The organism is Hymenobacter negativus (assembly GCF_016056375.1).
Taxonomy (GTDB): Bacteria; Bacteroidota; Bacteroidia; order Cytophagales; family Hymenobacteraceae; genus Hymenobacter; species Hymenobacter negativus_A.
On sequence record NZ_JAEDAE010000004.1, the window covers coordinates 317,978 to 343,412 of the forward strand.

General features: G+C 61.2%; 23 protein-coding genes. 9 read left to right on the forward strand and 14 right to left on the reverse strand.

The window, feature by feature from the left end; all coding sequences use genetic code 11:
• Nucleotides 1–130 precede the first annotated feature (130 nt).
• Nucleotides 131–937 (forward strand): anti-sigma factor, encoded by an 807-nt coding sequence (locus I7X13_RS11875; RefSeq protein WP_198075649.1) that lies wholly within the window; start codon nucleotides 131–133, stop codon nucleotides 935–937.
• Nucleotides 938–1,069: 132 nt separating this feature from the next.
• Here I7X13_RS11875 and I7X13_RS11880 read toward each other — a convergent pair whose 3' ends face one another.
• From I7X13_RS11880 to I7X13_RS11895, 4 genes are all read right to left on the reverse strand, one after another.
• Nucleotides 1,070–3,613 (reverse strand): autotransporter outer membrane beta-barrel domain-containing protein, encoded by a 2,544-nt coding sequence (locus tag I7X13_RS11880; protein ID WP_198075650.1) that lies wholly within the window; start codon nucleotides 3,611–3,613, stop codon nucleotides 1,070–1,072.
• Between the two features lie 536 nt (nucleotides 3,614–4,149).
• The gene (locus I7X13_RS11885; RefSeq protein ID WP_198075651.1) at nucleotides 4,150–4,848 is read right to left on the reverse strand and encodes a metallophosphoesterase family protein; all 699 of its coding nucleotides are present in this window, start codon (nucleotides 4,846–4,848) and stop codon (nucleotides 4,150–4,152) included.
• 160 nt (nucleotides 4,849–5,008) lie between these two features.
• Nucleotides 5,009–5,224 (reverse strand): hypothetical protein, encoded by a 216-nt coding sequence (locus I7X13_RS11890; protein WP_198069460.1) that lies wholly within the window; start codon nucleotides 5,222–5,224, stop codon nucleotides 5,009–5,011.
• 55 nt (nucleotides 5,225–5,279) lie between these two features.
• Nucleotides 5,280–5,783 carry a hypothetical protein gene (locus I7X13_RS11895; RefSeq protein ID WP_198075652.1) on the reverse strand — a complete coding sequence of 168 codons (504 nt, stop codon included), beginning with the start codon at nucleotides 5,781–5,783 and terminating at the stop codon, nucleotides 5,280–5,282.
• A gap of 137 nt (nucleotides 5,784–5,920) precedes the next feature.
• Here I7X13_RS11895 and I7X13_RS11900 point away from each other — a divergent pair, with 137 nt between their 5' ends.
• The 6 genes from I7X13_RS11900 to I7X13_RS11925 all read left to right on the forward strand — a co-directional run bounded on the left by I7X13_RS11900 (nucleotide 5,921) and on the right by I7X13_RS11925 (nucleotide 10,466).
• Nucleotides 5,921–6,181, forward strand: a complete 261-nt coding sequence (locus tag I7X13_RS11900; protein ID WP_198069462.1) for a 4a-hydroxytetrahydrobiopterin dehydratase — start codon at nucleotides 5,921–5,923, stop codon at nucleotides 6,179–6,181.
• A gap of 47 nt (nucleotides 6,182–6,228) precedes the next feature.
• Complete coding sequence (rsmI, locus tag I7X13_RS11905; protein WP_198075653.1) at nucleotides 6,229–6,993, forward strand: 16S rRNA (cytidine(1402)-2'-O)-methyltransferase; 765 nt, start codon at nucleotides 6,229–6,231, stop codon at nucleotides 6,991–6,993.
• Nucleotides 6,971–8,695, forward strand: a complete 1,725-nt coding sequence (lnt, locus tag I7X13_RS11910) for an apolipoprotein N-acyltransferase (RefSeq protein ID WP_198075654.1) — start codon at nucleotides 6,971–6,973, stop codon at nucleotides 8,693–8,695. The genes rsmI and lnt overlap by 23 nt, the downstream gene beginning before the upstream one ends.
• A gap of 115 nt (nucleotides 8,696–8,810) precedes the next feature.
• Complete coding sequence (locus I7X13_RS11915) at nucleotides 8,811–9,614, forward strand: inositol monophosphatase family protein (protein ID WP_198075655.1); 804 nt, start codon at nucleotides 8,811–8,813, stop codon at nucleotides 9,612–9,614.
• 149 nt (nucleotides 9,615–9,763) lie between these two features.
• Nucleotides 9,764–9,976, forward strand: coding sequence for a hypothetical protein (locus I7X13_RS11920; protein WP_198069466.1), 213 nt, complete (start codon nucleotides 9,764–9,766; stop codon nucleotides 9,974–9,976).
• A 148-nt stretch (nucleotides 9,977–10,124) separates the two neighbouring features.
• Nucleotides 10,125–10,466 (forward strand): hypothetical protein, encoded by a 342-nt coding sequence (locus I7X13_RS11925; protein ID WP_198069467.1) that lies wholly within the window; start codon nucleotides 10,125–10,127, stop codon nucleotides 10,464–10,466.
• 73 nt (nucleotides 10,467–10,539) lie between these two features.
• Here I7X13_RS11925 and I7X13_RS11930 read toward each other — a convergent pair whose 3' ends face one another.
• The 4 genes from I7X13_RS11930 to I7X13_RS11945 all read right to left on the reverse strand — a co-directional run bounded on the left by I7X13_RS11930 (nucleotide 10,540) and on the right by I7X13_RS11945 (nucleotide 15,747).
• The gene (locus tag I7X13_RS11930) at nucleotides 10,540–11,559 is read right to left on the reverse strand and encodes an SPASM domain-containing protein (protein ID WP_198075656.1); all 1,020 of its coding nucleotides are present in this window, start codon (nucleotides 11,557–11,559) and stop codon (nucleotides 10,540–10,542) included.
• A 150-nt stretch (nucleotides 11,560–11,709) separates the two neighbouring features.
• Complete coding sequence (locus I7X13_RS11935) at nucleotides 11,710–13,323, reverse strand: TlpA family protein disulfide reductase (protein ID WP_198069469.1); 1,614 nt, start codon at nucleotides 13,321–13,323, stop codon at nucleotides 11,710–11,712.
• Nucleotides 13,324–13,563: 240 nt separating this feature from the next.
• Nucleotides 13,564–14,961 (reverse strand): DNA repair protein RadA, encoded by a 1,398-nt coding sequence (radA, locus tag I7X13_RS11940; protein WP_198069470.1) that lies wholly within the window; start codon nucleotides 14,959–14,961, stop codon nucleotides 13,564–13,566.
• Between the two features lie 84 nt (nucleotides 14,962–15,045).
• Nucleotides 15,046–15,747, reverse strand: a complete 702-nt coding sequence (locus I7X13_RS11945; RefSeq protein WP_198075657.1) for a hypothetical protein — start codon at nucleotides 15,745–15,747, stop codon at nucleotides 15,046–15,048.
• A 119-nt stretch (nucleotides 15,748–15,866) separates the two neighbouring features.
• Between I7X13_RS11945 and I7X13_RS11950 the strand changes: the two genes are divergently transcribed.
• Both I7X13_RS11950 and I7X13_RS11955 read left to right on the forward strand, forming a co-directional pair.
• A complete protein-coding gene (locus tag I7X13_RS11950; protein WP_198075658.1) occupies nucleotides 15,867–17,267 on the forward strand; it encodes an ATP-binding protein in 1,401 nt (466 codons plus the stop codon).
• Between the two features lie 15 nt (nucleotides 17,268–17,282).
• On the forward strand, nucleotides 17,283–18,941 hold the full coding sequence (locus I7X13_RS11955; RefSeq protein ID WP_198075659.1) for an FAD-dependent oxidoreductase: 1,659 nt from the start codon (nucleotides 17,283–17,285) through the stop codon (nucleotides 18,939–18,941).
• Between the two features lie 207 nt (nucleotides 18,942–19,148).
• Here the strand turns inward: I7X13_RS11955 and rfbA are convergent, their stop codons facing one another.
• From rfbA to I7X13_RS11985, 6 genes are all read right to left on the reverse strand, one after another.
• Nucleotides 19,149–20,027, reverse strand: a complete 879-nt coding sequence (gene rfbA / locus I7X13_RS11960) for a glucose-1-phosphate thymidylyltransferase RfbA (protein WP_198075660.1) — start codon at nucleotides 20,025–20,027, stop codon at nucleotides 19,149–19,151.
• Nucleotides 20,028–20,145: 118 nt separating this feature from the next.
• Nucleotides 20,146–21,153 carry an SDR family oxidoreductase gene (locus I7X13_RS11965; RefSeq protein WP_198075661.1) on the reverse strand — a complete coding sequence of 336 codons (1,008 nt, stop codon included), beginning with the start codon at nucleotides 21,151–21,153 and terminating at the stop codon, nucleotides 20,146–20,148.
• Between the two features lie 109 nt (nucleotides 21,154–21,262).
• Nucleotides 21,263–22,318, reverse strand: a complete 1,056-nt coding sequence (gene rfbB, locus I7X13_RS11970; RefSeq protein ID WP_198069476.1) for a dTDP-glucose 4,6-dehydratase — start codon at nucleotides 22,316–22,318, stop codon at nucleotides 21,263–21,265.
• Nucleotides 22,319–22,372: 54 nt separating this feature from the next.
• Entirely contained in the window at nucleotides 22,373–23,398 is a 1,026-nt protein-coding gene (galE, locus tag I7X13_RS11975; protein WP_198069477.1) for a UDP-glucose 4-epimerase GalE, read from the reverse strand.
• An 18-nt stretch (nucleotides 23,399–23,416) separates the two neighbouring features.
• Nucleotides 23,417–24,712, reverse strand: a complete 1,296-nt coding sequence (locus tag I7X13_RS11980; RefSeq protein WP_198069478.1) for a nucleotide sugar dehydrogenase — start codon at nucleotides 24,710–24,712, stop codon at nucleotides 23,417–23,419.
• A 31-nt stretch (nucleotides 24,713–24,743) separates the two neighbouring features.
• The gene (locus tag I7X13_RS11985; RefSeq protein ID WP_198069479.1) at nucleotides 24,744–25,376 is read right to left on the reverse strand and encodes an acyltransferase; all 633 of its coding nucleotides are present in this window, start codon (nucleotides 25,374–25,376) and stop codon (nucleotides 24,744–24,746) included.
• Nucleotides 25,377–25,435 lie beyond the last annotated feature (59 nt).

A 25,435-nucleotide genomic window follows, 5' to 3' on the forward strand; every position in this document is an offset into this window, starting at 1 on the left:
CGCAGCGAAGCATCTTTACCGCTTCGTTGAATCGATTGGATTACTATTGCGGTAAAGATGCTTCGCTGCGCTCGGCATGACGGGCTTTTAATTAATCGTCTCCTCCCACACTCTCTTTCCCCTTCGCCCCGTGCCCATAGACCTCCGCCCCTACTTCGATGAGCTCGAACGCTTCGCCGACGGCCAGATGAGCCCGGCCGAGCAGGATGCTTTCGAGCTGCGGCTGGAGCAGGACGAGGCCCTGGCCGACGCCCACGCCGCCTACGAGCAGCTGACCGCCGACCTGCGCTGGGCGGCCGGCCACGACACCCTGCGCCAGCGCCTGCAAGCCCTCGACGACCGCATGAACGAGCGCGGCACCGCGCTGGCCCGCGCCCACCACCTGGCCCAGCGCCGCCAGCGCCGCTGGGCCGTGTGGGGCACCGTGGGCGCGGTGCTGCTGCTGGCCGCCGGCGTGGCCTCCTGGTACCTGGGCCGCCCCGGCCCGGCCCGCCCCGCCCGCAGCTGGGAAGCCTACTACCAGCCCGACCCCGGCCCCGCCGTGACCACCGGCCTGCTGCACAGCCGCCCCCTGCTGGCCGAAGCCCTCGACCAGTACCAGTCTGGCCACTACCCGGCCGCCCTGCACTCGCTGGGCCGCGTGAACCCCGGCAACGTGGGCGCCGACACCCTGCTCTACCTGCGCGGCCTGATGCTGCTGCGCCAGGGCCAGGGCAACGCCGCCCAGCTCTACCTGCGCCGCGTGAGCGACGACAGCGCCGCTTCCGGCAGCGAGCTGGCCCGCCGCGCCCGCTACCATCTCGGTATGGCCTACTGGCAGGCCCAGGAGCTGGCCCCCGCCCTGGCCACCCTCCGCGCCGTAGCCGCCGACTCGCTCAGTCCCTACCGCGCCTCGGCCCACCGGGCGGTGGCGGCGGGCGTGCTGGACGGGCAATAGGGTGCGCTGACCTGATGCAGCGCCGCCAAATTCAGAAGTTTCACCAGATTTAACTTCGACAAGAAGCCCCGGCCGCAAACGCAGCCGGGGCTCCGGGAAACAGGCGGAAACGCGCGGGGCGCGGCCCTCGCCTCAGTCTTTCACCACGTGCTGGCGCAACACCTGCCCGCCCACGGTAGCCGTAAGCACGTAGGGGCCAGCCGCGCAGATGGGCTGCACCCGCACGGGGGCCGCGCCGGGCGCGAGGGCCTGCTCCTGCCGCCACACCTCGCGGCCCATGGCATCGAGCAGGCGCAGGGTGGCGGTGGTGGCGGTGGGGTGATTCAGGGCCACGGTCAGCTCGGGGCCGAACTGCGTGGGATAGGCGGCCAGCGTGGCCGGGGCCGCGTCGAAGCGCAGCAACTGGGGGTCGTAGTAGTGGGCGGTGCCGTCGCGGTCGTCCTGGCGGAGGCGGTAGTAGCGGGGGCCGGCCTTGCCCTCGGCGGCATCCACGAAGCGGTAGGCGCGGGGGGCGCTGCTGTTGCTGCCCTCGGCGGCCACGAAGCCGATTTGCTTGAAGGCGTGGCCATCCGTCGAGACTTCGAGGCCGAAGCCCAAGTTGTTCTGCTCGGTGGCGGTGGCCCAGGTGAGGACGGCGTTATTGCCCTGGCGCTCGGCCCGGAAGGCGGTGAGGCCCACCGGCAGCGGCGCGGTGAGGTCGCCCAGCGTCCAGCGCGAGAAGCCGTTCACGCTGCTTAGCGTGGCAAAGCCGCTACCGGCGCTGCTGATGCCTTTGTTCTGCCAGGTCACGCCGTTGTCCACCGACTTATAAAAGCGCAGGTTGGATGGGGTGATGCCGTTCAGCTCGTGGGCGAAGTAGCTCATGGTCAGGCCCAGGTTGAGGCCCGTGATGGTGGGCGCGCTGATATCGAAGTAGCGCAGAATGCCCTGGTGGCCGGCCACGCCCACCGGCGCGGAGCCCGTGATGCGCGTCACCTGCGTGAGGCCCGGCAGCGTGGAGCCCACGGCCGGTAGCATGGTCAGGCCCACGCCCCCAAAGTCTTCAAGCACGCCCTCGGCAGGCAGGCGGCGCACGTCTACGCGGCCCAGCACGTAGCTGGCGTCGGTTTCGGAGAGGTTGGCCAACGGGTCAATCTTGAGGCGGTAGGGGCCTGTGGCCAGGATGCCGCTCAGCATCTGCACGCCATTGTACACCTCGGCGTCGTCGGTGAAGGTTTTCACGCCACCGCCGTTCACTTCCAGGTTGAAGTAGAGGCCGCCGCTCACGGTTTGGTTGCCGGCTCCGGTCAGCTTCACCTTGCCCGTGGAACAGGTGAACTGGCCCGTGCTGAGCATGTTGCCCTTCACCTCCAGGTCGCCCAGCGTCTGGGCAAAGGTGCCGGTGTTGGTGAAGTTGCCGTTGATGAGAATGTCGCCCCCCGTGTGGTTGAGGATGCCGGCGTTGGTGAGGTCGCCGAGCACCACGGTCAGGCCGTTTTCCACCACCATGAGCTGGCCGCTGCTCACCGAAAACGAGTTCAGGATGGTAGTGGCCTGGCTCACGAGGCTGTTCACGCCGCTGGTGCCGGTGTTGGTCACGTTCGTGACGGAGTTGCCGGTGAGCTCGGCGCGGCCCGCCGCCACGCCCAGGGCCGTGAGGGCGGCGCTGCTGCCCGCGCCGGTCAGGCTCACCTGGCGCACGGTGTTGCCGCTCACCTGGTTGGTGAGGGTGGTGCTGTTGCCGCAGCTCAGCACAATGCCCTTGAAGTTCTGGGTACCCGCGTTTTCCCAGATGCCGCCGGTGGCCCCGGCCGTGCGCCCGCCAATGAAATTACTGCTCACCAGCGCCCCGTTGGCCCCGGAGCCGGGCCGGAACTCGATGGCTGTCTGGGCCGTAATGGGCACGGCTGTGGCGTTGTAGTAAAAGCTATTTCCGCTGATGGTCCACTGGTCGCCGTTGCCAGCCCCCACCAGCACCCCGGTGCGGCTGAAGTTGAATAGCTGGCTGTTCAGCAGGCTGAAGTTGTCGTTGGTGCCGCCGCCCGCGCCGGCGGCGTAGAGCAGATTGGCGGGCAACAGGGCCGGGTCGGCATTGCCCACGAAGCTCTGAATGATGGTGTTGTTGTCGTTGCCGCTGGTCAGGCCGCTGCCTATTACCACCACGCCGCTGGTTAGCAGCGTGTTCGAACCCAGCACGATGGCCTCGCGCACCTCATTGTTGGAAGCGTCGTTGCCAAACACCACAGCTGGGGCCGAGAGGCTGGGCTGGCGTAGCGTGAGGGCGCGGGAGATGGTGCCGTTGTTGCCATTGAGGCTGGTGAAAGCGCTGCCCGCCCCAAAGGTGAGCGTGCCCGTAAGCACGGTGCTGACGCCCGCCGCCGGCTCGATGATGAGCGGGTTTTCGGCGGTGCCGGTTTTGGTCAGCAGCACGTCTTCGGTGTACGCCGCATCCAGCAAGCGCAGCTCGTAGGGCTGCGGCAGCGGCGAGGGCACGGCCGCCAGTGCCGCGCCAATGGTGGAATAGTTACCACTGCTGCCCACTGTGATGATGACGCCGGCCTGCGCCCGCACACCCAGCAGCAGCAAGGCGCTCAGCAGCAGGCCTACCAACTGCCAACGTCGGCGCACCCACCACGGCTGCGCCGGCAACGTCCCGAATGTATGCGCCTGGGGAAAAGAGGAGACGAAGTGTTTCATATAGCAGAATAAAAAATGAGGAAATCTTTTTGACGAGTTACCCGGCGTTCATCTGGTCCTGCGTAACTGGCGCCCATAACGCGAACCTTGGATAACCATATTATCAGCCTTAATCCTGGCCCAACCGACACAGGTCTCGCACCCTATGAGCAATTACCACAAATAGAATTTATCAAACGTAAACTAGCCTGCCACGCTTCGCAACGACGTAATCAATTGCTCAAAGGCATAATGCAAATTGAGTGCTATTTTCTGCTTATCATCCTATCAATATCAAATATTGGTGACATTATTTTTTTATCATTTCAATTATTTGCCTCTTTTAATAAATCAAGCCAGCATTTATAAAACGTACAGCACATCGCCGAGCACAAACCCATATTTTATAATTATTTAAATATCGACAAAGCCAAAAATATCATACCCTCACCCATGCATCTACAAAACTGCTTCCTCCATATAGTCATAATGCAAAACCGCCTCTACCGAGGCGGGCAGAGGCGGTTTGGAACGACAGTATCCGTGTTTGGCCGGAGCTAGCGCTTGCCAATGGTGTAGGCGGGCTCGCGGTTGGGCACCAGGGTCAGTTTCCAAGTGTCGAGGTTGAGGGCGGCGAGGTGGGCCAGCTCAGGGTTGTGGCGGTACACGCAACCGGTATCGAGGCCCAGTGCGCCGGGGTGCAGGGCTGCTTTGGCGCGCACCTGGGCCGTGGGGGTGGGCACGTGGCCGTGCAGCAGGCGGCGCCCCCCTAGTCGCACGGGGTCATACACGTAGCTCTTGGTGTTGAGCATGGTGCTGTGGTCCTGGCGCATCTCGGCGGGCGTCAGGGCAAAGTTGTAGCCGGCGTGCACGAGCATGAAATCGGGCAGCTCAATCTCGTAAGGCAGCGTGGCCAGCCAGTTGAGGTAGGGCGCGGGGATGTCGGAGAGGCGCGATACGCCGAAGCTGCGCAGCGTGGGCAGGCGGCCGCGGGGACCCAGCCAGTCCCAGCGCCAGCGGTGGCGGGCGGCATCGAGCAGAGCTTGGTCGTGGTTGCCGCGCAGGCAGTGCACCTGGTAGCCGGCGGCCTGCAGCCACATCAGGTAGTCGAGCACGCCACGGCTGTCGGGGCCTTTGTTCACGTAGTCGCCCAGCAGGTACAGCTCATCTTTCCGGCTAAGGTTGAGTTCTTCTTCAACCAAATAGCGAAAAGTGTGCAGGCAGCCGTGCAGGTCGGTAGTGGCGTAGCGGCTCAAAGTTGTCGGAGATTGGCGATTTACAAAAAGAACGTCATACTGAGCGGAGCCGGGGCATCTTCACCGCAATAGTAAATAGATTACTTGCGCGGGAGAGATGCTTGGCTTCGCTCAGCATGACGTTTCTTCTTAATTAGCAACTTACGCCACACTGGCGCGGCTAGTGGCCGCCGCCGTAGGCCGGCTTGTCCAGGTCAGGCTTGTCGTGGCTGCGGTTGGGGTGGCGCTGGCCGGCATCGAGGGCATCCTGTTCGAGTTGGTCCTCGGCTTGGTCGTCGGCGGAGTTTACTGGCAGCGCATCGGCTTTGGGTTTGCCTTCCAAGTTGCGCTTATCGGGATGTTCGCCGGTTTTCTGGTCATTATGGTGCGTAGACATAGCGAAAGAAAATTAAGGTGGAGAAAAAGGAAAACCCTGCCGACGGCCGGGGTATTTACTGGTCGATGGCCGAGTCTACCGCGTTGGGGTCGGTGAGTTCGGCGTTGGTATCGGTCCCGGTAATGGGCTGTATCGGGCGGGGCTCCATTTGGCCCATTCCCACCCGGGAATTGGGGTTCAACATCTCATCCACGCCGGGACGGAAGTCGTGCACGTCGAGCTCATCGACGGGTCGGCCGCTGGGCACAATGGTGTCGGTGTAATCGTCGAGGGGCGGCATGTCCTGGTTGGCGCGGTCGTCGCGGCCCTCGTCCTGCGAGCGCATGTTGTCCTTGGGCGGGCTCATGTTGTCGGCGGTTTCGTTCACGCCCACGGCGGTTTCGCCGCCCGCGGTGTCGGAACCGAAGCCTTCTTTGCCGTCGCGGTTGCCAAAGCCGCCGCGCGCTGCCTCATTCTTGGGCGGGTCGGCGTTGGGAATGTGGTGGCCGGCCTCCATTTCTTCGTTGGTCGTGTCGTCGTTGATAACGCGGATGGGGCGGTTGTTGGGGTCGATGGCCATGTTTTTAGGGGATGAGGGTATGGGGGTATGAGGGCGGGAAGTGTGTGGGATTGGTTTACTTTGGTTTGGCCGTTAGGGTTGTGCCTGGCTCTTGTCCGCCCCTTGCCCTCCTCCCCCCATCCTCCTGCCTTAAACTCATGTGGAACAACATCGATAATAGCCTGCGTCGCAGCTTCCGGTTCAGCAACTTCAAAACGGCATTCGCCTTTCTCACCGAAGTGGCTGCCGAGGCCGAGCGGCTCGACCATCATCCGTGGTTCAGCAACGAATACAATGTGGTGGAATTCCGCCTCCGCACCCACGACGCGGGCAACACCGTGACTCCGCGCGACCACCGGCTGGCGGCGGCCATTGATGCCGTGGCGGCGCGGTATCACGCTTCGCTCAATGAGGAATGAGGAGCCGCTCCCGGCTCCTCATTCCACCAACCCGCTACCTTTGCTCCATGCCCAACACGGTTCTGTACCTCGTGCCCACGCCCATTGGCAATCTGGAAGATATTACCCTTCGGGCCATCCGCGTGCTGGGCGAAGTGGGCACCGTGCTCTGCGAAGACACCCGCACCAGCGGCCGCCTCCTGCAGCACCTGAACATCAAAAAGCCCCTCCTCTCTTACCACCTGCACAACGAGCACCAGCAGGTGCCGCGCCTGCTGGACCGCCTGGAGAAAGGCGAAACCATGGCCCTTGTCTCCGACGCCGGCACGCCGGGAATCTCCGACCCCGGGTTTCTGTTGGTGCGCGAGTGCCTGGCGCGGGGCCTGGGCGTGGAGTGCCTGCCGGGCGCCACAGCTTTCGTACCAGCGCTGTTGAAATCAGGCTTTGGGGCCGAGCGGTTCACGTTCGAGGGGTTTTTGCCGGTGAAAAAGGGCCGGCAAACGCGCCTGCAGCAATTGGCTTCGGAAACCCGAACCATGATTTTCTACGAGTCGCCGCACCGCATTGTGAAAACCCTGGGCCAACTGGCCGAAGTGCTGGGGCCGACGCGGCCGGCTTCGGTCAGCCGCGAGCTCACCAAATTATTTGAAGAAACCGTGACCGGCACGCTGGCCAGCCTGGAGGCTGATTTCGCGGCCCGGACCGCTATTAAAGGAGAAATTGTCGTTGTCGTCGAAGGAAACCTTGCCCCGCCCCCCCGCGAGCCCCGCCCCGGCCGCGAAGACCGTTACCGCCGCGCTGCCGACGACGATGACACCGCCTACGAGGACTAGCCCGCTGCTGCAACAGCCGCTGGTGCTGGCCGTGCTGGGCGCGTTGCTGCTAAGCGGCGGCTGGGCGCCGTGGCCCACGGCCTGGCTGGCGCCGCTGCTGCTCATCGGCTGGGTGCCCTACCTGCTGCTGGAGCGGCAGCTCACACTGACCGGGGCCCGCAAAGGCCGCGTGTTTGCCAGCACTTACCTGATGCTGGTACTCTGGAACGCCCTCACCACCTGGTGGGTAAGCTACGCCGACCTGGCCGCGGGCATTGCCGCCGTGGTGCTCAATGCGCTGCTGATGTGCCTGCCGCTCATGGCCTTTCGCCAGACCAAGAAGCGACTGGGCAACCGCTGGGGCTACCTGTCGCTGCCCATCTACTGGATTGCGTTTGAGCAGCTGCACCTGCACTGGGACATCACCTGGCCCTGGCTCACGCTGGGCAACGGCTTCGCGGCCGCGCCGCAGTGGGTGCAGTGGTACGAGTACACGGGCTTTCTGGGCGGCTCGGTGTGGGTGTGGGTGGTGAACTTGCTGTTTTTCAACGAGGTGCTAAAGCGCTTAACGGTGACCACCTTCTACACGAAGTCAGCCGCCGGGCTTCAGGAAACGGAAATGCCGACAAATATTCAGGCGGCGGCCGGTTCGTTTATTAAACTGCGGACTTCGTTGGCAGTGCCTTTACTAGCCATCGCCTTGCCAATTGGCTTGTCGTACCTCATTGGGGCCGCTTACACCGAAAAAGGCCCCACGGCCGAGGTGGTAGTGGTCCAGCCCAACTTCGACCCTTATGTGGAAAAATTTGAGGGCGGCCCCAAGTTCATTCCCTACGACGAGCAGCTCACGCGATTGATGCAGCTTTCTGAGCAGCACCTCACGCCCGCCACGCGCCTCGTGCTCTGGCCCGAAACCGCGCTGGAGGAACCCTACTGGGAAAACACCTTCGAAAGCAACCCCAAAATCCGCCGCGTGCGCGAGTGGCTGGGGCGGCACCCCGGCGTGGCGCTGCTCACGGGCATCACCACCCTCGGCTCCTACCCCAGCAAGGAGGCAGCCAGCGAAACTGCCCGCTACCGCGACGACCTCGGCTACTACGATTTCTTCAATACCGGTGCCTTTTTCGCCGATGCTACCGCGCCCGTGGTGTTTTACCACAAATCGCGTCTCGTGCCCGGCGTGGAGAAGATTCCCCCCGTGCTGGCTTCGCTCATCTCGCACATCGACCTGGGCGGCACTGTGGGCAGCGTGGGCAGCCAGCCCGAGCGCACCGTGTACCCCGCGCCGGCCAACGTGCCGGCCCTGCGCGTGGCCCCGGTTATCTGCTACGAATCCATCTACGGCGACTTCATCGGCGAATACGCCCACAACGGGGCCACGCTGCTGGGCCTCGTCACCAACGATGCCTGGTGGCACGATTCGCCCGGCTACCGCCAGTTGCTAAGCTACGGCCAGCTGCGCTGCATCGAAACTCGCCGCGATTTGGCTCGCTCGGCCAACACCGGTTTCACCGGCTTCATCAACCAGAAAGGCGAAATTACGCAGCGCGAAAAAGCCTGGATTCCGACCGCCAGCCGCGCTACGGTGCACCTCAATGACGAGGTGACGTTTTATGTGCGCTTCGGCGAACTGATTGGGCGCGGCGCGCAGGCGCTGGCGGTGCTGTTATTGGTGTGGGCTATTGTGATGGGCTGGCAGCGGAAAAGTAGTGTGGAGCTGTAGAGACGCATATTTGCGTCTCGTCGTTGAACGGCTTGTGCTACGTAAGTAATCAATCTTTTCTCGTTCAACGACGAGACGCAAATGCGCGTCTCTACATTGTTCTGTTTCAGTTCACATGCCCCTCAATTTCACCCAACTATCCCACGACCTCGCCACCCTGTGCCGCCGCACGGCCGAATTCATTCGCGAAGAAGCTGCTACGTTCGACCGCGCCAAGATTGAGCACAAGGGTCTGCACGACCTTGTGAGCTATGTGGACCAGGAAACCGAGCGCCGCCTTGTGGCCGGCCTGCGCCAGTTGCTGCCCGAAGCCGGCTTCATCACCGAGGAAGGCACCGCCGGCCCCGATGCCCACACCGAAGAATTCGTCTGGATAATCGACCCGCTTGACGGCACCACCAATTTCGTGCACGGCCTGCCGGTGTACTGCATCAGCGTGGCGCTGGCGCAGCACCGGGAGCTGGTGGTAGGCGTGGTGCACGAGGTGGGCCGCGACGAGAGCTTCCGGGCCGTGCGCGGCGGCGGCGCGTTCTGCAACGACCAGCCCATCCGCGTCACCGACGTAGCCGAGCTGAACAGCTCGCTCATCGCCACCGGCTTTCCCTACAAGGACTTCGGCAAGATGGATGCCTTCCTACAAATCCTTGGGGCGTTTTTCACCCGCAGCCACGGCGTGCGCCGCCTGGGCTCCGCCGCCGCCGACCTGGCCTACGTAGCCGCCGGGCGCTGTGAGGGCTTCTTCGAATTCAACCTAAACTCCTACGACGTGGCGGCGGGCATCCTGCTGGTGCGCGAGGCGGGCGGCCACGTCACCCAGTTTCTGGTGGATGGCGACCCGCTGTTTGGTCGCGAAATAGTGGCCAGCAATGGGCTGATTCATCGCGAGATGCAGGCGACAATTGGCGAGTTCTGGCAGTAGTCGGTTCACTCGCATCGTTTGTCATTCTGAGCGCAGCGAAGGACCTTACCACCGCTAAACAATGCGTTGGGAGCGTGATAAGGTCCTTCGCTGCGCTCAGGATGACAGACGGGTGCAAACTATTCTTTTTTCTACTCGGTTTACCCACCATGCTCCTGCTTGCCATTACCTCCGTCGAAATTCAGTACCTGCTGATTGGCGCGCTGTTCATCGCGGCGGCGTTTTACGTGGGCCGCATTTTCTACCGGGCGTTTTTCAGCAAGACGGCGGCTGGCTGCGCCAAGGGCTGCGGCGGCGCCTGCGGGCAGCTCGATGTGGACAGCTTGCAACGCACCATTGAGGCGCGGGCCGCCGCCAAATAGCACGGCCCGCTGAGGCATAGCATTTCCGCATTTTTTCTATGGGTTTGATATAACCCGCCCCCGCCCTGGCTGCGTATAGCCGGAGCGGGGGCGGTTGGCATTTGAGCTGGCTCGCCCCGCTTCATCCTTACCCAAACACCCCACCGCCATGCAGGACAAAGAAGAAGAACGGTCACTTGTCAACGTTGAGAGCAAACTGACCAAGGACGGCTTCACCCAGGATTTCAACGTCGTGGATGGCCGCCTGCATACCATCGGCAGCGACTCCAACAAGACTTACGCTCCTGACGAAGTGACCATCGTGGATTTTTACCGCTTCGAGGGCGAAAGCGACCCCGATGATATGTCCGTCCTCTACGCCATTGAGGCCAGCGACGGCACCCGTGGCACCATCTCGAATGCCTACGGCACCTATGCTGACTCTGATACCGACGACTTCCTCAAACAGGTCGAAGACCTCGGCAAAAACCTGACGAAGAAGGACAAGTAGAGTTAAGAGTTAACGGTTAGGAGTTAAGAGTTGGCAGAACGTCAACTCTTAACTCCTAACCGTTAACTCTAAATTACCCCCAGACTTTAGTGCCCTCCGAGCAGTTGCGACACATCTCAATCTGGTCGCGGCCCTTGAGGAGGCTGCCACGAAACTGCTGATACCTGGGGCCGCGCCAGAGCTGGCGGAATGTTTCGGTTTTGAGGTCGCCCTGGCGGTATTCTGCGTCTTTATCGAAGCAGCAGGGCACCACCAGGCCGTCCCAGGTAATGACGCAGGAGTGCCACATTTTCCAGCAATGGTCAACCAGCTTGTTTTTCAGGCTCCAGGTACCGTTACCATTGTTCTGGTAGCGCGAATAATAGTCGATGGTGGGAATGAGCGGCGAGCCCTGTGCGTGGTCGTAAATCTGCGCGGTTTTAAACCACACGTCGTCAACACCCAGCGCTTCGGCCAGCTGCTTGGCGTCGCCAATCTGGTGTTCATTGGGTCGCACTACCAGGAACTGGAAGATAATGCGCGGCGTATTCGACTTCAGCTCCTTGCGCCATTTCACCACATTACGGGTACCTTCCAATACCTTTTCCAGTTTGCCGCCCACGCGGTACTGCTGGTACACATCCTGTGTGGTGCCGTCGAGGGAGATGATGAGACGGTCGAGGCCGCTTTCCACCGTTTTGCGGGCGTTCTGGTCGTTGAGGTAGTGGGCGTTGGTACTGGTAGCGGTGTAAATGCCTTTGTCGGCCGCGTATTTCACCAACTCCAGGAATTGCGGGTGCAGGTACGGCTCACCCTGGAAATAGAAAATTAGGTACCACAGCCGGCTGGCCACTTCGTCAATTGTCTTCTTGAACAATTCCCCCTGCAGCATGCCCGTGGGCCGCGTGAATGAGCGCAGGCCGCTGGGACACTCCGGGCAGCGCAGGTTGCAGCTGGTAGTGGGCTCGAAGCTGAGCGCCATGGGCAGGCCACGCAGCCGGGCCTTGCCCGTAATCTTGCTCAAGATATAAGAGCCGATGATTTGCGTTGCATTCCAGACCCGCAGTGGGGTGGCTTTCGACAAAACATTGAGGCTATCGGTGAGCACGGACATAGGAAGAAAACGAAAGCGCTAAAAATAGGTCATCCTGAGCGTAGCGAAGGACCTTGTCACGTCAGAACAGTTAGCGTTAGAATTGTTCTAACGGCTTCTCTGACGCGACAAGGTCCTTCGCTACGCTCAGGATGACAAGGAATGCGGTAGCTACTTCTTGGTAGCCGGGAAATCGATGGCGCTGGTGTAGGTGCTAGCTTTGCCGAACGACTGATTGATTTCATCCACGGCGGCGCGGCTACTCAGGCGCTTGGGCTTGGTATTGAGGAAGGTACCGTCCTCCCCAACCAGCATATACGTGGGCACTTCCTGCAAAGCGTATTCCTTGGCTACCATCGAGCGCAGGCCGCCGCCGGGTACGCGCACCTGCACGCCGGGCAGCTTTTTCACTGTCACCAGCTGCTTCCAAGCCTGCTCGTTCTCATCCAGCGCAATGTTGATGAAGGTGATGTTCTTGCCTTCAAACTTGCGCATCAATTCCTGGGCGTAGGCTAGGTCGCGCAGACATAGACCGTTGGTGCTTTTCCAGAAGTTGAGGTACACCAGCTTGCCAGCGAAGTCGTGCAGATGCACCGTGTCGCCAGTAGCCGAGGGCAGCTTGAAATCGGGCGCCGGCGCGCCGATGGCGAAATCCTTGTGCTGATTAAAATCGGCCTGCAGGGTGGGATAATACTGATTTTTGGGGTCGTAGTTGCGGAAATCAGCCAGCATGGCCGCCGACTGCTTCACGTGCCCGAACCGGAACGACTCCTGCAGCACGCGGCCCAGAATGATGGCGCGCGACGGGCCGGAGAGCTTTTTGCTGGCCAGCGCATAGCAGGCCGGGTAAAAATCGGGGTCGGAGCGCTGGTGGTGGTCCTGGCTCACGGTGAAGTGCACGTAGTTGAGCAGAAACTCGTGGTACAGCTCGCTCTGCACGGCGTTGGGCTCGTTTAGCAGGCCCGGCTCACGCAGAAAATTGTAGTAGTCGGGGGCCATTTTCAGGCGGCCTTCGGTGTTCACCACCTGCTCGCGCAGGTCCTGGAAAGTGAGCTTATCGTTGGCGTAGGCATACACCACTTCGGCGTGGGCGTAATTGTAAAATTCCTGCGTAAACGACTGCTTGGCTGCGTGGTCCTCCAGAAACTCGTATTCGTGCTTGCGGCGGTACTCTAGGAAGGACAGGAACGGGGCTTCGTAGAGCTGGATGTTATCGGGCAGCACCTGGAAACCATCGTTTTCCACAAACTGTGCATCGGCTTCTACCAGGTAGTTGTTGGCGTTGGCGGCTTGCTGACGGTGGCGCTGCTCGTCGGTCAGGTTCGAGCGGTTGCGCAGCTTGGTAGCAAAGCCCGAAGGCACGTCGTTGGGCTTAAAGCGCAGCGTGCCCGACATATCGCTGCCCTTGAAGCGCACGTCCATGTCGGTGCCGGGGTCGAGAAACAGCGGAGCCACGTCGTCGCCGTACACGAGGTCGGCCTTGGTGGCACCGCTCACGGGCACCACTATCTTGAAATCGCCCTTGTCGTTGAGCGGCACCCGAAACAGCTTTTCCTTGGGGTCGAGCGGGTTTTCGCGCAGCGAAACCGCCACGGAATCAGTGGTAGGGCCACTCACCCGGCCGGTGAGCGTAGCCGTGCCCGCCGAGGTAGCAGCCGCAACCGCAGCCGTTTTTGCGGCAGCACCCACCACCGTGGTTCGGCCCTGGGCGTGCCCCAGCAGCGGGGCCAAAACCAAAGCCGCTCCGACCAGCCGGCGCGCACAAGTGACGAAAGATAATTTCATGACAATAAAAACCAGCGTCGGGAAGTTAGGAACAACTCCAGAAGCTAATTGGACAATGGATAGAACTGACGCCGTTTACCAGGCCATTCGCGGTAAAAGCCTATCAGCAATCCGAAGATAAGGCTTTTTCGTTTATAAAATCCAAATCAAAATTCCGGCCTTTTGCGGCGGGCCAGGTGATGTACGCCCATCCCACTGCAAACCTTTGCAGCCACCGACTGATAATCAAGCGGCTTTTCGCTACCCGAATAAGCCGTTCAGCACTTCATCGAGCCGGCTCACGGCGTGTACTTTTAAGCCAAACCGGGCTAAATCCAATCCCTTGCCATTAAACTGGGACACATACATCTGCTGAAAGCCGAGTTTCTCGGCCTCAGCAAGGCGCTGGTCGAGGCGGCTTACGGCCCGGATTTCGCCGCTCAGTCCTACCTCGGCGGCTAGGCAGACGTTGCCGGGAATGGGCAGGTCGTTGAGGGAGGAGACCACGGCGGCGCACACGGCCATGTCGAGCGCGGGGTCGTCGAGGCGCAGGCCGCCGGCGATGTTCAGGAACACATCGTGCTGGCCCAGGCGCAGACCGGCGCGCTTTTCGAGCACGGCCAGCAGCATTTGCAGGCGCTTGGCGTCGAAGCCCGTGCTGCTGCGCTGCGGCGTGCCGTAGGACGTGGGCGAAACCAGCGCCTGCACTTCCACCAGCAGCGGGCGGTTTCCTTCCAGCGTGGCCCCGATGGCCATGCCGCTCAGGCTCTCGCCGCGCTGCGAAAGCAGGATTTCGGAGGGGTTGCTCACCTGCCGCAAGCCGTCGCCCTGCATTTCATAAATTCCTAGCTCCGAAGTGCTTCCAAATCGGTTTTTGGTGGTGCGCAGGATGCGGTAGCTCATGTGCCGGTCGCCCTCGAACTGCAACACGGTATCCACCATGTGCTCCAGAATTTTGGGGCCGGCAATGCTGCCGTCCTTCGTGATGTGGCCGATGAGCAGGACCGGCGTGCTGGTTTCCTTGGCAAATTTCAGGAACTCGGCGGTACATTCGCGCACCTGGCTCACGCTGCCCGCCCCGCTCTCCACCAGCGTGGAGTGCATGGTCTGAATGGAGTCGATAACAAGGATGTTGGGCTGCACCTGGTCAATCTGCCGGAAGATGTTCTGGGTGTTCGTCTCCGTCAGAATGTAGCAGCCGGAATGCTGGCCGTCGGCCATGCGCTCGGCCCGCATTTTTATCTGCGATTCGCTTTCTTCACCGCTCACATACAGCACTTTCATATTCCTAAGGCTGAGGGCAATCTGGAGCATGAGCGTGCTTTTGCCAATGCCCGGCTCGCCGCCGATGAGGGTGATGGAGCCCGGCACCATGCCGCCGCCGAGCACGCGGTTCAGCTCGCCGTCGGGGGTCAATATCCGGGGCTCGTCTTCGGCCTGAATGCTGTTAAGCGGAACCGGTTTGGCGGCTTTGGTGAGGCTGCCGCCGGGCACGGTGCTGGCGGGCTTCCACTGGCCGGTGGTGGTAGCGGCGGTTTCTTTCTGAACAACTTCCTCGACGTAGGTATTCCACTCGCCGCAGACAGGGCAGCGGCCTATCCATTTCGCCGATTGGGCGCCGCAGGACTGGCAGAAAAAGACGGTTCTGGCTTTGGCCATAGGGGTAGATTCCGGGGATTAATAGGTTGTGATTACAAGGCCAATCTGCCCGAAAAAGTTGCTTGGTTAATGGGTTTGCATGGGCTATTTACCCCCGGTAAAGTGCGCGTTGTAATCCCACACCAGCTGCGGCATATTCTTGTAGCCGGCATTGGGAGCTTGTTGCCGGACGCGGGCCGCCAGCTCCGGGTAATCGGCAAAGGCGGTGGCCATCAGTGTGGCGAACGCCTTGTCGGAGCGGGGCACTTCCTGGATAATGCCCCCGGCCGGCTGCACGTACCAGAAATACTTATCGTGCGACCCCACCGGGATGAATGCTGCCCCTACCAGCAGCGGAATGGGAATGTACATATTGGCTTTGGTGATGGAGTAGCCGTAGATTTTGGCGCCGGCGGCGGGTGTCATGTTTTCGGCCAGCATGCCCAGCGGCTTGCCGTTTTTCGTGAGGGCATCCAGGGTGTGGCCTTCCACTACCATGGTTTTGATGCGCTCCACGGCCATCTCCTTCATGGGCGGAGGCGGCAGCTGGTTGGGTGGCTGCTCGTAGCATTCCACTTTGTCGTGCATGAACAGGTCGTAGCTGGTCACGTAACCGCGTACCTGCTTGCCACTAACCATGGTAAACACCACCGGCGAGTACGTAATAGGTGCGTTGCGAGCCGCGCGAAGCGAGTCGACCCGGGTGGCTACCCGCGCCGGACGCTGAGCGTGCACAGCCGTTACGCTGCCGGCGGTCAGCAGTCCGGCCGCGAGCAGGCGGGAGGTTTTTTGCAGAAATTCTTTCATCAGAACAAATACTATTGAACCCGCTTGCAGCACGGCTTCGACTTAACGAATTGGCGAAAATACACCCGGCCCCGCACTGGCCCGCACCAACTTTCCGCCTGCCCCGGGGTTATTCAAACATGGCTATTTCTACTACGCTCACCACCGCCGACCTCTCCACCATCACCGCCTTCGCCGGCCTGCCCGCCGATACGCTGGCCTGGCTGATAGCGCACGGCGAAGGCCGCACCTATGCCGCCGGCGAAACCATTTTCGAGCCCGGGGCACCCGCCGAATTTATGACGGCGGTGGTGCAGGGCGGTATTCAATTCTACGCCGTGAAGGGTGCCCAGCACGACCCAATATTCCGGATTGATACCGCCCAGGTATCCGGGGTGCTGCCCTACTCGCGCCTTCGCATCATTGCCGGCCAGGGCGTGGCGGCCGGCGAAACGGTACTCTACCTGCTGCACCGCGACCATTTCCCCGCCCTGGAGCAAACCAGCCCCGAACTGGTGCAACGCTTGGTGGGCATCATGAACGACCGCAGCCGCGACCAGGTGCGCGGCCAGGAGCGCGACGACAAGCTGCGCGCCTTGGGCAAGCTCTCGGCCGGCCTGGCCCACGAGCTGAATAACCCCGCCGCCGCCATTGCCCGCGCCGCCCAGGCCCTGGCCAACCGCGTGGGGGCCAAGCCAGCGCTGTTTGTGGAGCTGGTGAGCCACTGCCCTTCGCCCGAAGCCATGCTGGCCCTCACCGGCTTGGCCGTGCCCAGCGCCGAGGCCCAGCCCCCGCAAAGCGCCCTGGCCCGCGCTGACCGCGAAGACGAGCTGGCCGACTGGCTCGCATCGCACAACGTGCCCAATGGCTACCACCTGGCCCCGGCTCTGCTCGAAGCCGGCGTGACGCCCGCCGCCCTGGCCACCGTGGCCGATTTACTGCCGCCCGCCGCCCGCCCGGCCGCGTTTGCCTGGCTTGAAGGCCAGCTCACCACCATGCAGCTGGTGCACGATGTGCAGGAAGCCGGCAGCCGCATCAGCAAGCTGGTGTCCGATGTGAAAACTTACTCGCACATGGACCGGGCCAGCGGTTTCGAGCCCATTGACGTCACTGCTGGCCTAGAAAGCACGCTCAACATCCTGGGCTTCCAGCTGCGGCAGAAGAATATTCGGGTTGTCCGCGATTTCGCGTCCGGCCTGCCGTCCATTCGCGGGCAGGTGAGCAGCCTCAACCAGGTGTGGACCAATCTACTTGATAACGCCATTGATGCACTGCCCGCGCAGGGCGGTGAAATTACCATCCGCACCCAGCGGGAAGGCGGCTTTGTGCGCGTATTTTTGATTGACAACGGCACCGGCATCCCGGCCGACGTGCTGCCGCACATCTTCGAGCCCTTCTTTACCACCAAGCAGGCCGGCGACGGCTCCGGGCTGGGCCTCGATATTGCGCAGCAGATTATCCGCCAGCACAACGGCCGGCTGGAAGTCCATTCCGAACCCGGCCGCACCGAATTCTGCGCTTGGCTGCCAGTCGCTAATTAACTCAGCCCTTCCATCATGCCCGACAAAAAACCCATAATCCTCGCTGTTGATGACGACCCGCAAGTGCTGGCCGCCATTGCCCGCGACCTGCGCCAGGAGTTCAGCGAGGACTACCGCATTCTGCGCGTGAACTCCGGCCCCGAGGCGCTCACGACCGTTAAGGAGCTGCACGAAAAGGAAGAGCCGCTGGCCCTCATCGTGGCAGACCAGCGCATGCCCGAGCTAGAAGGCGTGGAGCTGCTTACGGCTTCGCGCGAGTTTTTTCCCGATGCGAAGCGCGTGCTGCTCACAGCCTACGCCGATACCGAAGCCGCCGTGCGCGCCATCAACTCGGCCCGGCTCGACCACTACCTGATGAAGCCCTGGGACCCGCCCGAAAATCTGCTTTATCCGATTCTGCACGATTTGCTCACTGCCTGGCAGGTCACGCACAAGCCCAAGTTTGGCGGCATCCGGCTCATCGGTTTTCAATGGTCGCCGCTCTCGCACGAACTCAAGGATTTCCTGAGCGGCTACATGGTGGGCTACCAGTGGCTCGACTACGAAACCAACCCCGAAGCCAAAGAGTTAGTAAAAGCCCGCGGCTTCACCTCTAGTGACTTACCACTGATTATCTGCGCCGACGGCAAAGCCGTGGCCAACCCCACCAAAACCGCCCTGGCCGAGCACCTGAACATCGCCAACCAACCCCTGCAGGACCTGTACGACGTGGTGGTGGTGGGCGCCGGGCCGTCTGGGCTGGCCGCTGCCGTGTACGGGGCCAGCGAAGGCCTCAAAACCCTCATCGTGGAGCGGCAGACGCCCGGCGGGCAGGCCGGCACCAGCTCGCGCATCGAAAACTACCTGGGCTTCCCCACCGGCCTGAGCGGGGCCGAGCTGGCTTTCCGCGCCTGGACCCAGGCCGTGCGCCTCGGGGCCGAGTTTCTGGCACCGCAGGAAGTGGCCGACCTCTGCATTCAGGACGGCTACAAAGTCCTGACCCTGAGCGACGGCCGCGAAATCAGCACCAAAGCTGTGGTCCTCACTACCGGCGTGAGCTACCGCACCCTCGACGTGCCCGGCATGGAGCGCCTGAGCGGCGCGGGTGTGTATTATGGCGCGGCCCGCACCGAAGCCCGCAGCTGCGACGAGCAGGACGTGTACATTGTGGGCGGCGGCAATTCGGCCGGGCAGGCAGCCATGTACCTGGCCACCTACGCCCGCAAGGTGTTCATCGTCATTCGCGGCGCCAATTTGGCTGCCAGCATGTCGGCGTATCTTATTGAGCAGATTCGTACTACGCCCAATATTGAGCTTTTGCCGCATTCCCAAATCAAGGAAGCCTGCGGCCAGGACCACCTCGAAGCCGTGATGGTAGACGTGAACGGGACCGTCGAAAAACGCCCGGCTCGCGCCTTGTTTGTTTTCATCGGCGCCAAACCCAGCACCGAATGGATTTGCGACCAGGTGTTGTGCGACGGCAAGGGCTTCCTTCTCACCGGCCGCGACCTCGTGACTGACCCGCGCTACGCCGAAGTATGGAAAAAAGACCGGGAGCCTTACTTGCTCGAAACCTGCGTACCCGGCATTTTCGCAGCTGGTGACAGCCGCGCCGGGGCTATGGCCCGCGTAGCCTCCGCCGTGGGCGAGGGCAGCATGGCCATCAAGTTTGTGCACCAGTACCTAGACGAGTAAGGCATAGGACATCGCCTGTCATTGCGAGCGAAACGTAGTGAAGCGCGGCAAACGAAGTTCAGCGTAGCTAATCCGACCTATCACATCCAGACACACCCTTTCATCAAAAAGCCCCGGCACTATGTAGTGTCGGGGCTTTTCACATTATCAGGCTGGTCGCTGAGCACAGGACGGATTACTTCGGCTTCGCCTCGCAACGACAGCCGACTACCCCTCCATCAGTAGCTGCTCGGGCAGATTCATCAGGTAGTCGCCGTAGCCGCTTTTGCGCAGCGGGGCGGCAATGGCGCGCAGTTGGTCGGCGTCAATAAAGCCCTGGCGGTATGCGGCTTCTTCAATCGAGCCCACTTTCAGGCCCTGGCGCTGCTCAATCACCTTCACAAATTCGCCGGCCTGCATCAGGCTTTCGAACGTGCCGGTGTCGAGCCAGGCCGTGCCGCGGCCGAGGATGCCCACTTTCAGCGTGCCCCGGCGCAGGTACTCCTTGTTCACGTCCGTGATTTCGTATTCGCCGCGGGGGCTCATTTCGAGGTTCTTGGCAATTTCCACCACGTCGTTGTCGTAGAAATAAAGGCCGGGCACGGCGTAGTTGCTCTTAGGCTTGGCCGGCTTTTCTTCAATGCTAAGGGCTCTTTTATCGGCGTCGAACTCCACCACACCGTAGCGCTCGGGGTCGTGCACGTGGTAGGCGAACACCACGCCGCCCTTCGGGTCGTTGTTCGATTTCAGCAGTTCTTCCAAGCCAGCGCCGTAGAAAATATTGTCGCCGAGCACCAGGGCCACGCTATCGGTACCGATAAAATCAGCGCCCAGCACAAAAGCCTGAGCCAGGCCGTTGGGCACCTCCTGCACCACGTACTGGAAATCGCAGCCCAGGCTTTTGCCGTCGCCAAGTAGCTTTTTGAACTGCTCCTGGTCGTGAGGCGTGGTGATAATCAGCACTTCCCGAATACCTGCCGACAGCAGAATCGACAGCGGATAATAAATCATCGGCTTGTCGTACACGGGCATGAGTTGCTTCGATACGGCCAGCGTGAGCGGGTGCAGGCGGGTGCCGGAGCCGCCGGCGAGGATAATTCCTTTCATAGTACTTCTGTCATCCTGAGCGCAGCGAAGGACCTTATCACGTTCGCGCCGCAGTGGGTTAGTAATTCTGACGCAGGCAGCCGTGATAAGATGCTTCCTTCGTCAGCATGACAATGATTTAGTTACGCTCCTGAATAAACTCCTGATTGGCTTTGAACCACTCCAGCGTCTTCTTCAACCCCTCACGAATGCGTACCTGCGGCTGGTAGCCCAGCAACCGGTTAGCCTTCGAGATATCGGCCAGGGAATCGCGGATATCCCCGGCGCGGTTGGGGCCGAATTTCGGAGCCAAATCCGAACCGGCTTCTTCGCGCAGGATGTCGTACATCTGCACCAGCGAAGTCCGGTCGCCCACGGCAATGTTGTACACCTGGCCCAGGGCCTCGGGATTCTGCACCAGCGCGGCGCGGATGTTGGCTTCCACGCAGTTTTCCACGAAGGTGAAGTCTCGGGTCTGGCCGCCGTCGCCGTTCAGCGTGGGCGGCTCGTTGCGCAGAATGGCATCGATAAACAGCGGAATCACTGCTGCATAGGCTCCGCCGGGGTCCTGGCGCGGGCCGAAGATGTTGAAGTAGCGCAGGCCGACGATTTCCATGCCGTAGGTTTTGGCAAACACGTCGGCGTACAGTTCGTTGGCATATTTCGTCACGGCGTAGGGCGAGAGCGGCTTGCCGATGCGGTCTTCCACCTTGGGCAGACCGGGGTGGTCGCCGTAAGTTGAGGACGAAGCGGCATACACGAAGCGCTTCACGCCAGTGTCCTTGGCGGCCGTCAGCATCTGCACGAAGCCGCCCACGTTCACGTCGTTGGTCAGCACCGGGTCTTTGATGGAGCGCGGCACCGAGCCAAGCGCGGCTTCGTGCAGCACCACGTCCACGCCTTCGCAGGCCGCAGCGCAGGTGGCGGCGTCGCGGATATCGCCCTCAACGATTTCCAGGCGAGAATCGCCCGCAAATAGCGCCAGGTTCTTGCGGAAACCGTTGGAATAGTTGTCCAGCGTCCGCACTTTCTTCACGCCGTACTTCAGCAGGTACTCCACGATGTTAGAACCGATGAAGCCCGCGCCGCCAGTCACGAGAAAAGTCAGGTTATCGAGCGGCTGCTCGTGAAAAGGGTGTTCGTACACTTCGTCGAGTTAAGAGTTAAAAGGTAGGAGGTAAGAGTTGAGTCCTGGCAGCTTGAGTTGCTTATAGTATCAACTCTTACCTCCTAACTTTTAACTCTTAATTAAAGCGCTAGCGCCCCGCGTACTGCTTCGCGTTGTATTCCTGATACGCGCCGCTCGTTACGCTATTGAGCCACTCTTCGTTGGCGAGGTACCAGTCCACGGTTTGGGCCAGGCCTTGCTCGAAGGTTACGGACGGCTTCCAGCCCAGCTCGTTCATGATTTTGCTGGAGTCGATGGCGTAGCGCATGTCGTGGCCGGCGCGGTCGGTCACGAACTTGATGAGCTTGCGCGAGGTGCCCTGCGCCTGGCCGGTTTTCTCGTCCACTACGTCGCAGAGCAGCTCGATGAGCTTTAGGTTCTGCCACTCGTTCACCCCGCCAATGTTGTAGGTATCGCCGTTTTTGCCCTTGTGGAACACCGCGTCGATGGCCGTGGCGTGGTCTTTCACGAAGAGCCAGTCGCGCACGTTTTCGCCTTTGCCGTACACGGGCACCGGCTGGCCGGTGCGCAGGCGGTGAATGGCCAGCGGAATCAGCTTCTCGGGGAAGTGGTTGGGGCCGTAGTTATTCGAGCAGTTGCTCAGCTTGATGGGCAGACCATACGTGTGGTGCCAGGCCCGCACGAAGTGGTCGGAGCTGGCTTTCGAAGCCGAGTAGGGCGAGCGGGGGTCGTAGCTGGTTTCCTCAGTGAACATCTCGGGTCCGAAGTCCAGCGAGCCGTACACCTCGTCGGTGCTCACGTGGTAGAACACGTGGCCGTCGTAACCGCCGGGCTGCCACAGGTGGCGGGCTGCATTCAGCAAATTCACCGTGCCAATGACGTTGGTTTTCACGAAAGCCATTGGGTCGGTGATGCTGCGGTCCACGTGCGACTCGGCCGCAAGGTGAATTACCGCATCGGGCTCCTCGTTGGCAAACAGCTGGTCGATAAAGCTCTGGTCGGCAATGTCGCCTTTGATGAACTTGTAGTTCGAGGCATTCTCGATGTCGCGCAGGTTTTCCAGGTTGCCGGCGTAGGTCAGCGCGTCGAGGTTGATAATCTGATAGTTCGGGTATTTCGTTACGAAGAGCCGAACTACGTGAGAGCCAATGAAACCGGCGCCGCCAGTGATGAGGATTTTCATGGTGTTGCTTGTTTTTCGGGCGCGCCATGCGCCGCCGAGGTCTATATAATCTATTTATTTCTTAGCCAATGCCTGCTGCCATTTCCAGGCGCTGGCCAACGAATCCGCCAGAGAAGTTTCGGTTTTGAAGCCCAGCCCTTCCGCGGCCTTGGTGGCGTCGGCGTAGATGGCGGGCACATCGCCGGCACGGCGCGGGCCGATGCGATAGTTGAGCTTCTGGCCGCTCACCCGCTCGAAGGTTTGCACCACTTCCAGCACCGAGTTGCCGTGGCCGGTGCCCACGTTGAAGGTTTCCACCGTTTCGCTGCCTTTGCGGTCCAGCAGGCGTTGTACAGCCACTACATGCGCTTTGGCGAGGTCCACGACGTGGATATAGTCGCGGATGTTGGTCCCATCCACGGTGTCGTAGTCGCCGCCGTTGATGGTCAGTTGCTCGCGAATGCCGGCCGCCGTCTGGGTAATGAACGGTACGAGGTTGTTGGGCACGCCCAGCGGCAGCTCACCAATCTTGGCCGATTCGTGGGCGCCGATGGGGTTGAAATAACGCAGCAGAATGGTGTGCAGCTCGTTGGTCGGCGCGGCCGATACGTCGCGCACCACGTCTTCGCACATCTGTTTGGTGCGGCCGTAGGGCGACGAAGCCGGTTTGGTGGGCGTATTTTCCGTTACGGGCAGCGCGTCGGGAATGCCGTACACGGTGCACGACGACGAGAACACCAGGTTGTGCACCTTGAATTCGGCCATCACGCCCAGCAGCGTCAGCAGCGAGCCCACGTTGTTTTGGAAATACATCAGCGGCTTTGCTACCGATTCGCCCACGGCCTTGTAAGCCGCAAAGTGAATGACGCCCTGAATATCGTTCTCGGTCTCAAACACGCCGCGCAAGGCCGTCGCGTCGGCGCAGTCGATGCGGTACGTTGGCACTTTCACGCCCAGAATGGACTCGATGCCGGCCAGCGCCGACTCTTCCGAATTGCTGAAGTTATCCACGATAACCGGCTGGTAACCGGCCTGCTGGAGCGCCACCACCGCGTGGGAGCCAATGTAGCCGGCGCCGCCGGTAACGAGTATCTTGCTCATATACTGCTCAGTCAATTACTACAGGCTCCAGTATTGCAGGTCCTTCATTTTCCCGCGGTACAGGCCTTTGATGTCGACCAGCACCGCATTGTCGGAGGTGATGGACTGGAAGTACGCTTCGTCTTTTGATGCGTAAGGAGCGTGGCTCACGGCCACAATCACGGCGTCGTAGTCGTTGCGCACGTCGTCGTTGTGGGTCAAGCGGAAGCCGTACTCGTGGTGCAGCTCGTTCGAATCAGCGTGCGGGTCGATGATGTCAACATTCACCGAGAAGTTTTTCAGCTCCTGAATTACGTCGGCCACCTTGGAGTTGCGGATGTCCTCCACGTTCTCTTTAAATGTAGCGCCCATCACCAGCACGCGGCTTTTGGCCACATCCTTGCCCTTCTTAATCATCATCTGCACCGTTTTGCGGGCGATGTATGCGCCCATGTTGTCGTTGGTGGTGCGGCCCGAAAGAATCACCTTGGCGTCGTATCCCAGTTCTTTCGCCTTGTAGGTCAGGTAGTACGGGTCGACACCGATGCAGTGGCCGCCCACCAGACCGGGCGAGAATTTCAGGAAGTTCCACTTGGTGCCGGCAGCTTCCAGCACTTCGTAGGTGTTGATGCTCATGCGGTCGAAAATCATCGACAGCTCGTTCATCAGGGCGATGTTGACATCGCGCTGGGTGTTTTCGATGATTTTAGCGGCCTCGGCCACGCGAATGCTGCTGGCGCGGTGCACGCCGGCCTTCACCACCAGCTCGTAAACTTTGGCAATGGTATCGAGCGACTCTTCGTCGCAGCCGCTCACCACTTTCACAATGCGCGTGAGGGTGTGCTCTTTATCGCCAGGGTTAATGCGCTCGGGCGAGTAGCCGACCTTGAAATCGGTCGGAAACTTCAGGCCCGAGAGGCGCTCCATCACCGGAATGCAGTCCTCCTCGGTGCAGCCGGGATACACAGTGCTTTCGAACACCACGTAGTCGCCTTTTTTCAGCACTTTGCCTACCGAGCCGGACGCGCCAAGCAGGGGCTTCAGGTCGGGCTGGGCATGCTCGTCGATGGGCGTGGGCACGGCCACAATGTAGAATTGCGCCTGGCGCAGCACTTCCAGCGAATCGGTGAAGGTGATGTCGCAGCCTTCGAATGCTTCTTTATCCAGCTCGCCGCTGGGGTCAATGCCTTCTTTCATCTGGGCCACACGGCCGGCATTGATGTCGAAGCCAATCACCTTGAGTTGCTTGGCAAATTCGAGGGCGATAGGAAGGCCCACGTAGCCGAGGCCGATGACGGCCAGGGTGGCCTCTTTGCGCAATAGTTGGTCGTACACGAGCGTAATGTTCAGTTGCTAATTTTCACGGTTAGTTGCTGATTTTCGGCAACTTATTAGTAGTGTGCCCCAGCGGACGAACCGCACGGCCGTCGGGACTCAGTTCATATTTTTCGGCACTTTCGGGGCAGGTGGCGTGGCCGTGCTGGTCGAAAGTGAGGCGGTGCCCGTAGGCGCTCATCCAGCCTTGCGGGCGGGCGGGCGTGCCGTATACGAGGGCGTAGGCCGGAACGTCATGCGTGACCACGCTGCCCGCGCCCACAAAGGCGTAGCGGCCCAGCCGCGTGCCGCACACGATGGTGGCATTAGCCCCAATGGTAACGCCCTGCTCCAGGTAAGTGGTCTGGTATTGGCCGGGGCCCTTGCGGGGCACGGCGCTGCGCGGGTTTTTCACGTTGGTGAACACCACCGAAGGCCCCAGGAACACGTCGTCTTCGCACACCACTCCGCCGTACAGGCTCACGTTGTTCTGCACCTTCACGTTACGTCCCAGGGTCACGCCGTCGGCCACAAATACGTTCTGGCCCAGGTTGCAGTCTTCGCCGATATCGGCCCCGGCGCACACGTGGCAAAAGTGCCAGATGCGGCTACCCCGGCCTATCTGGCATCCCTCGTCGAGGATGGCCGTGGGATGGGCGTAATAATCGGGGGTGGCGTGGGGCATTCGGGGCAGTCAAGCGGTTCAGCCCGCAAAGGTAAGGACAAGGGCGGGGTTGGCTTCGT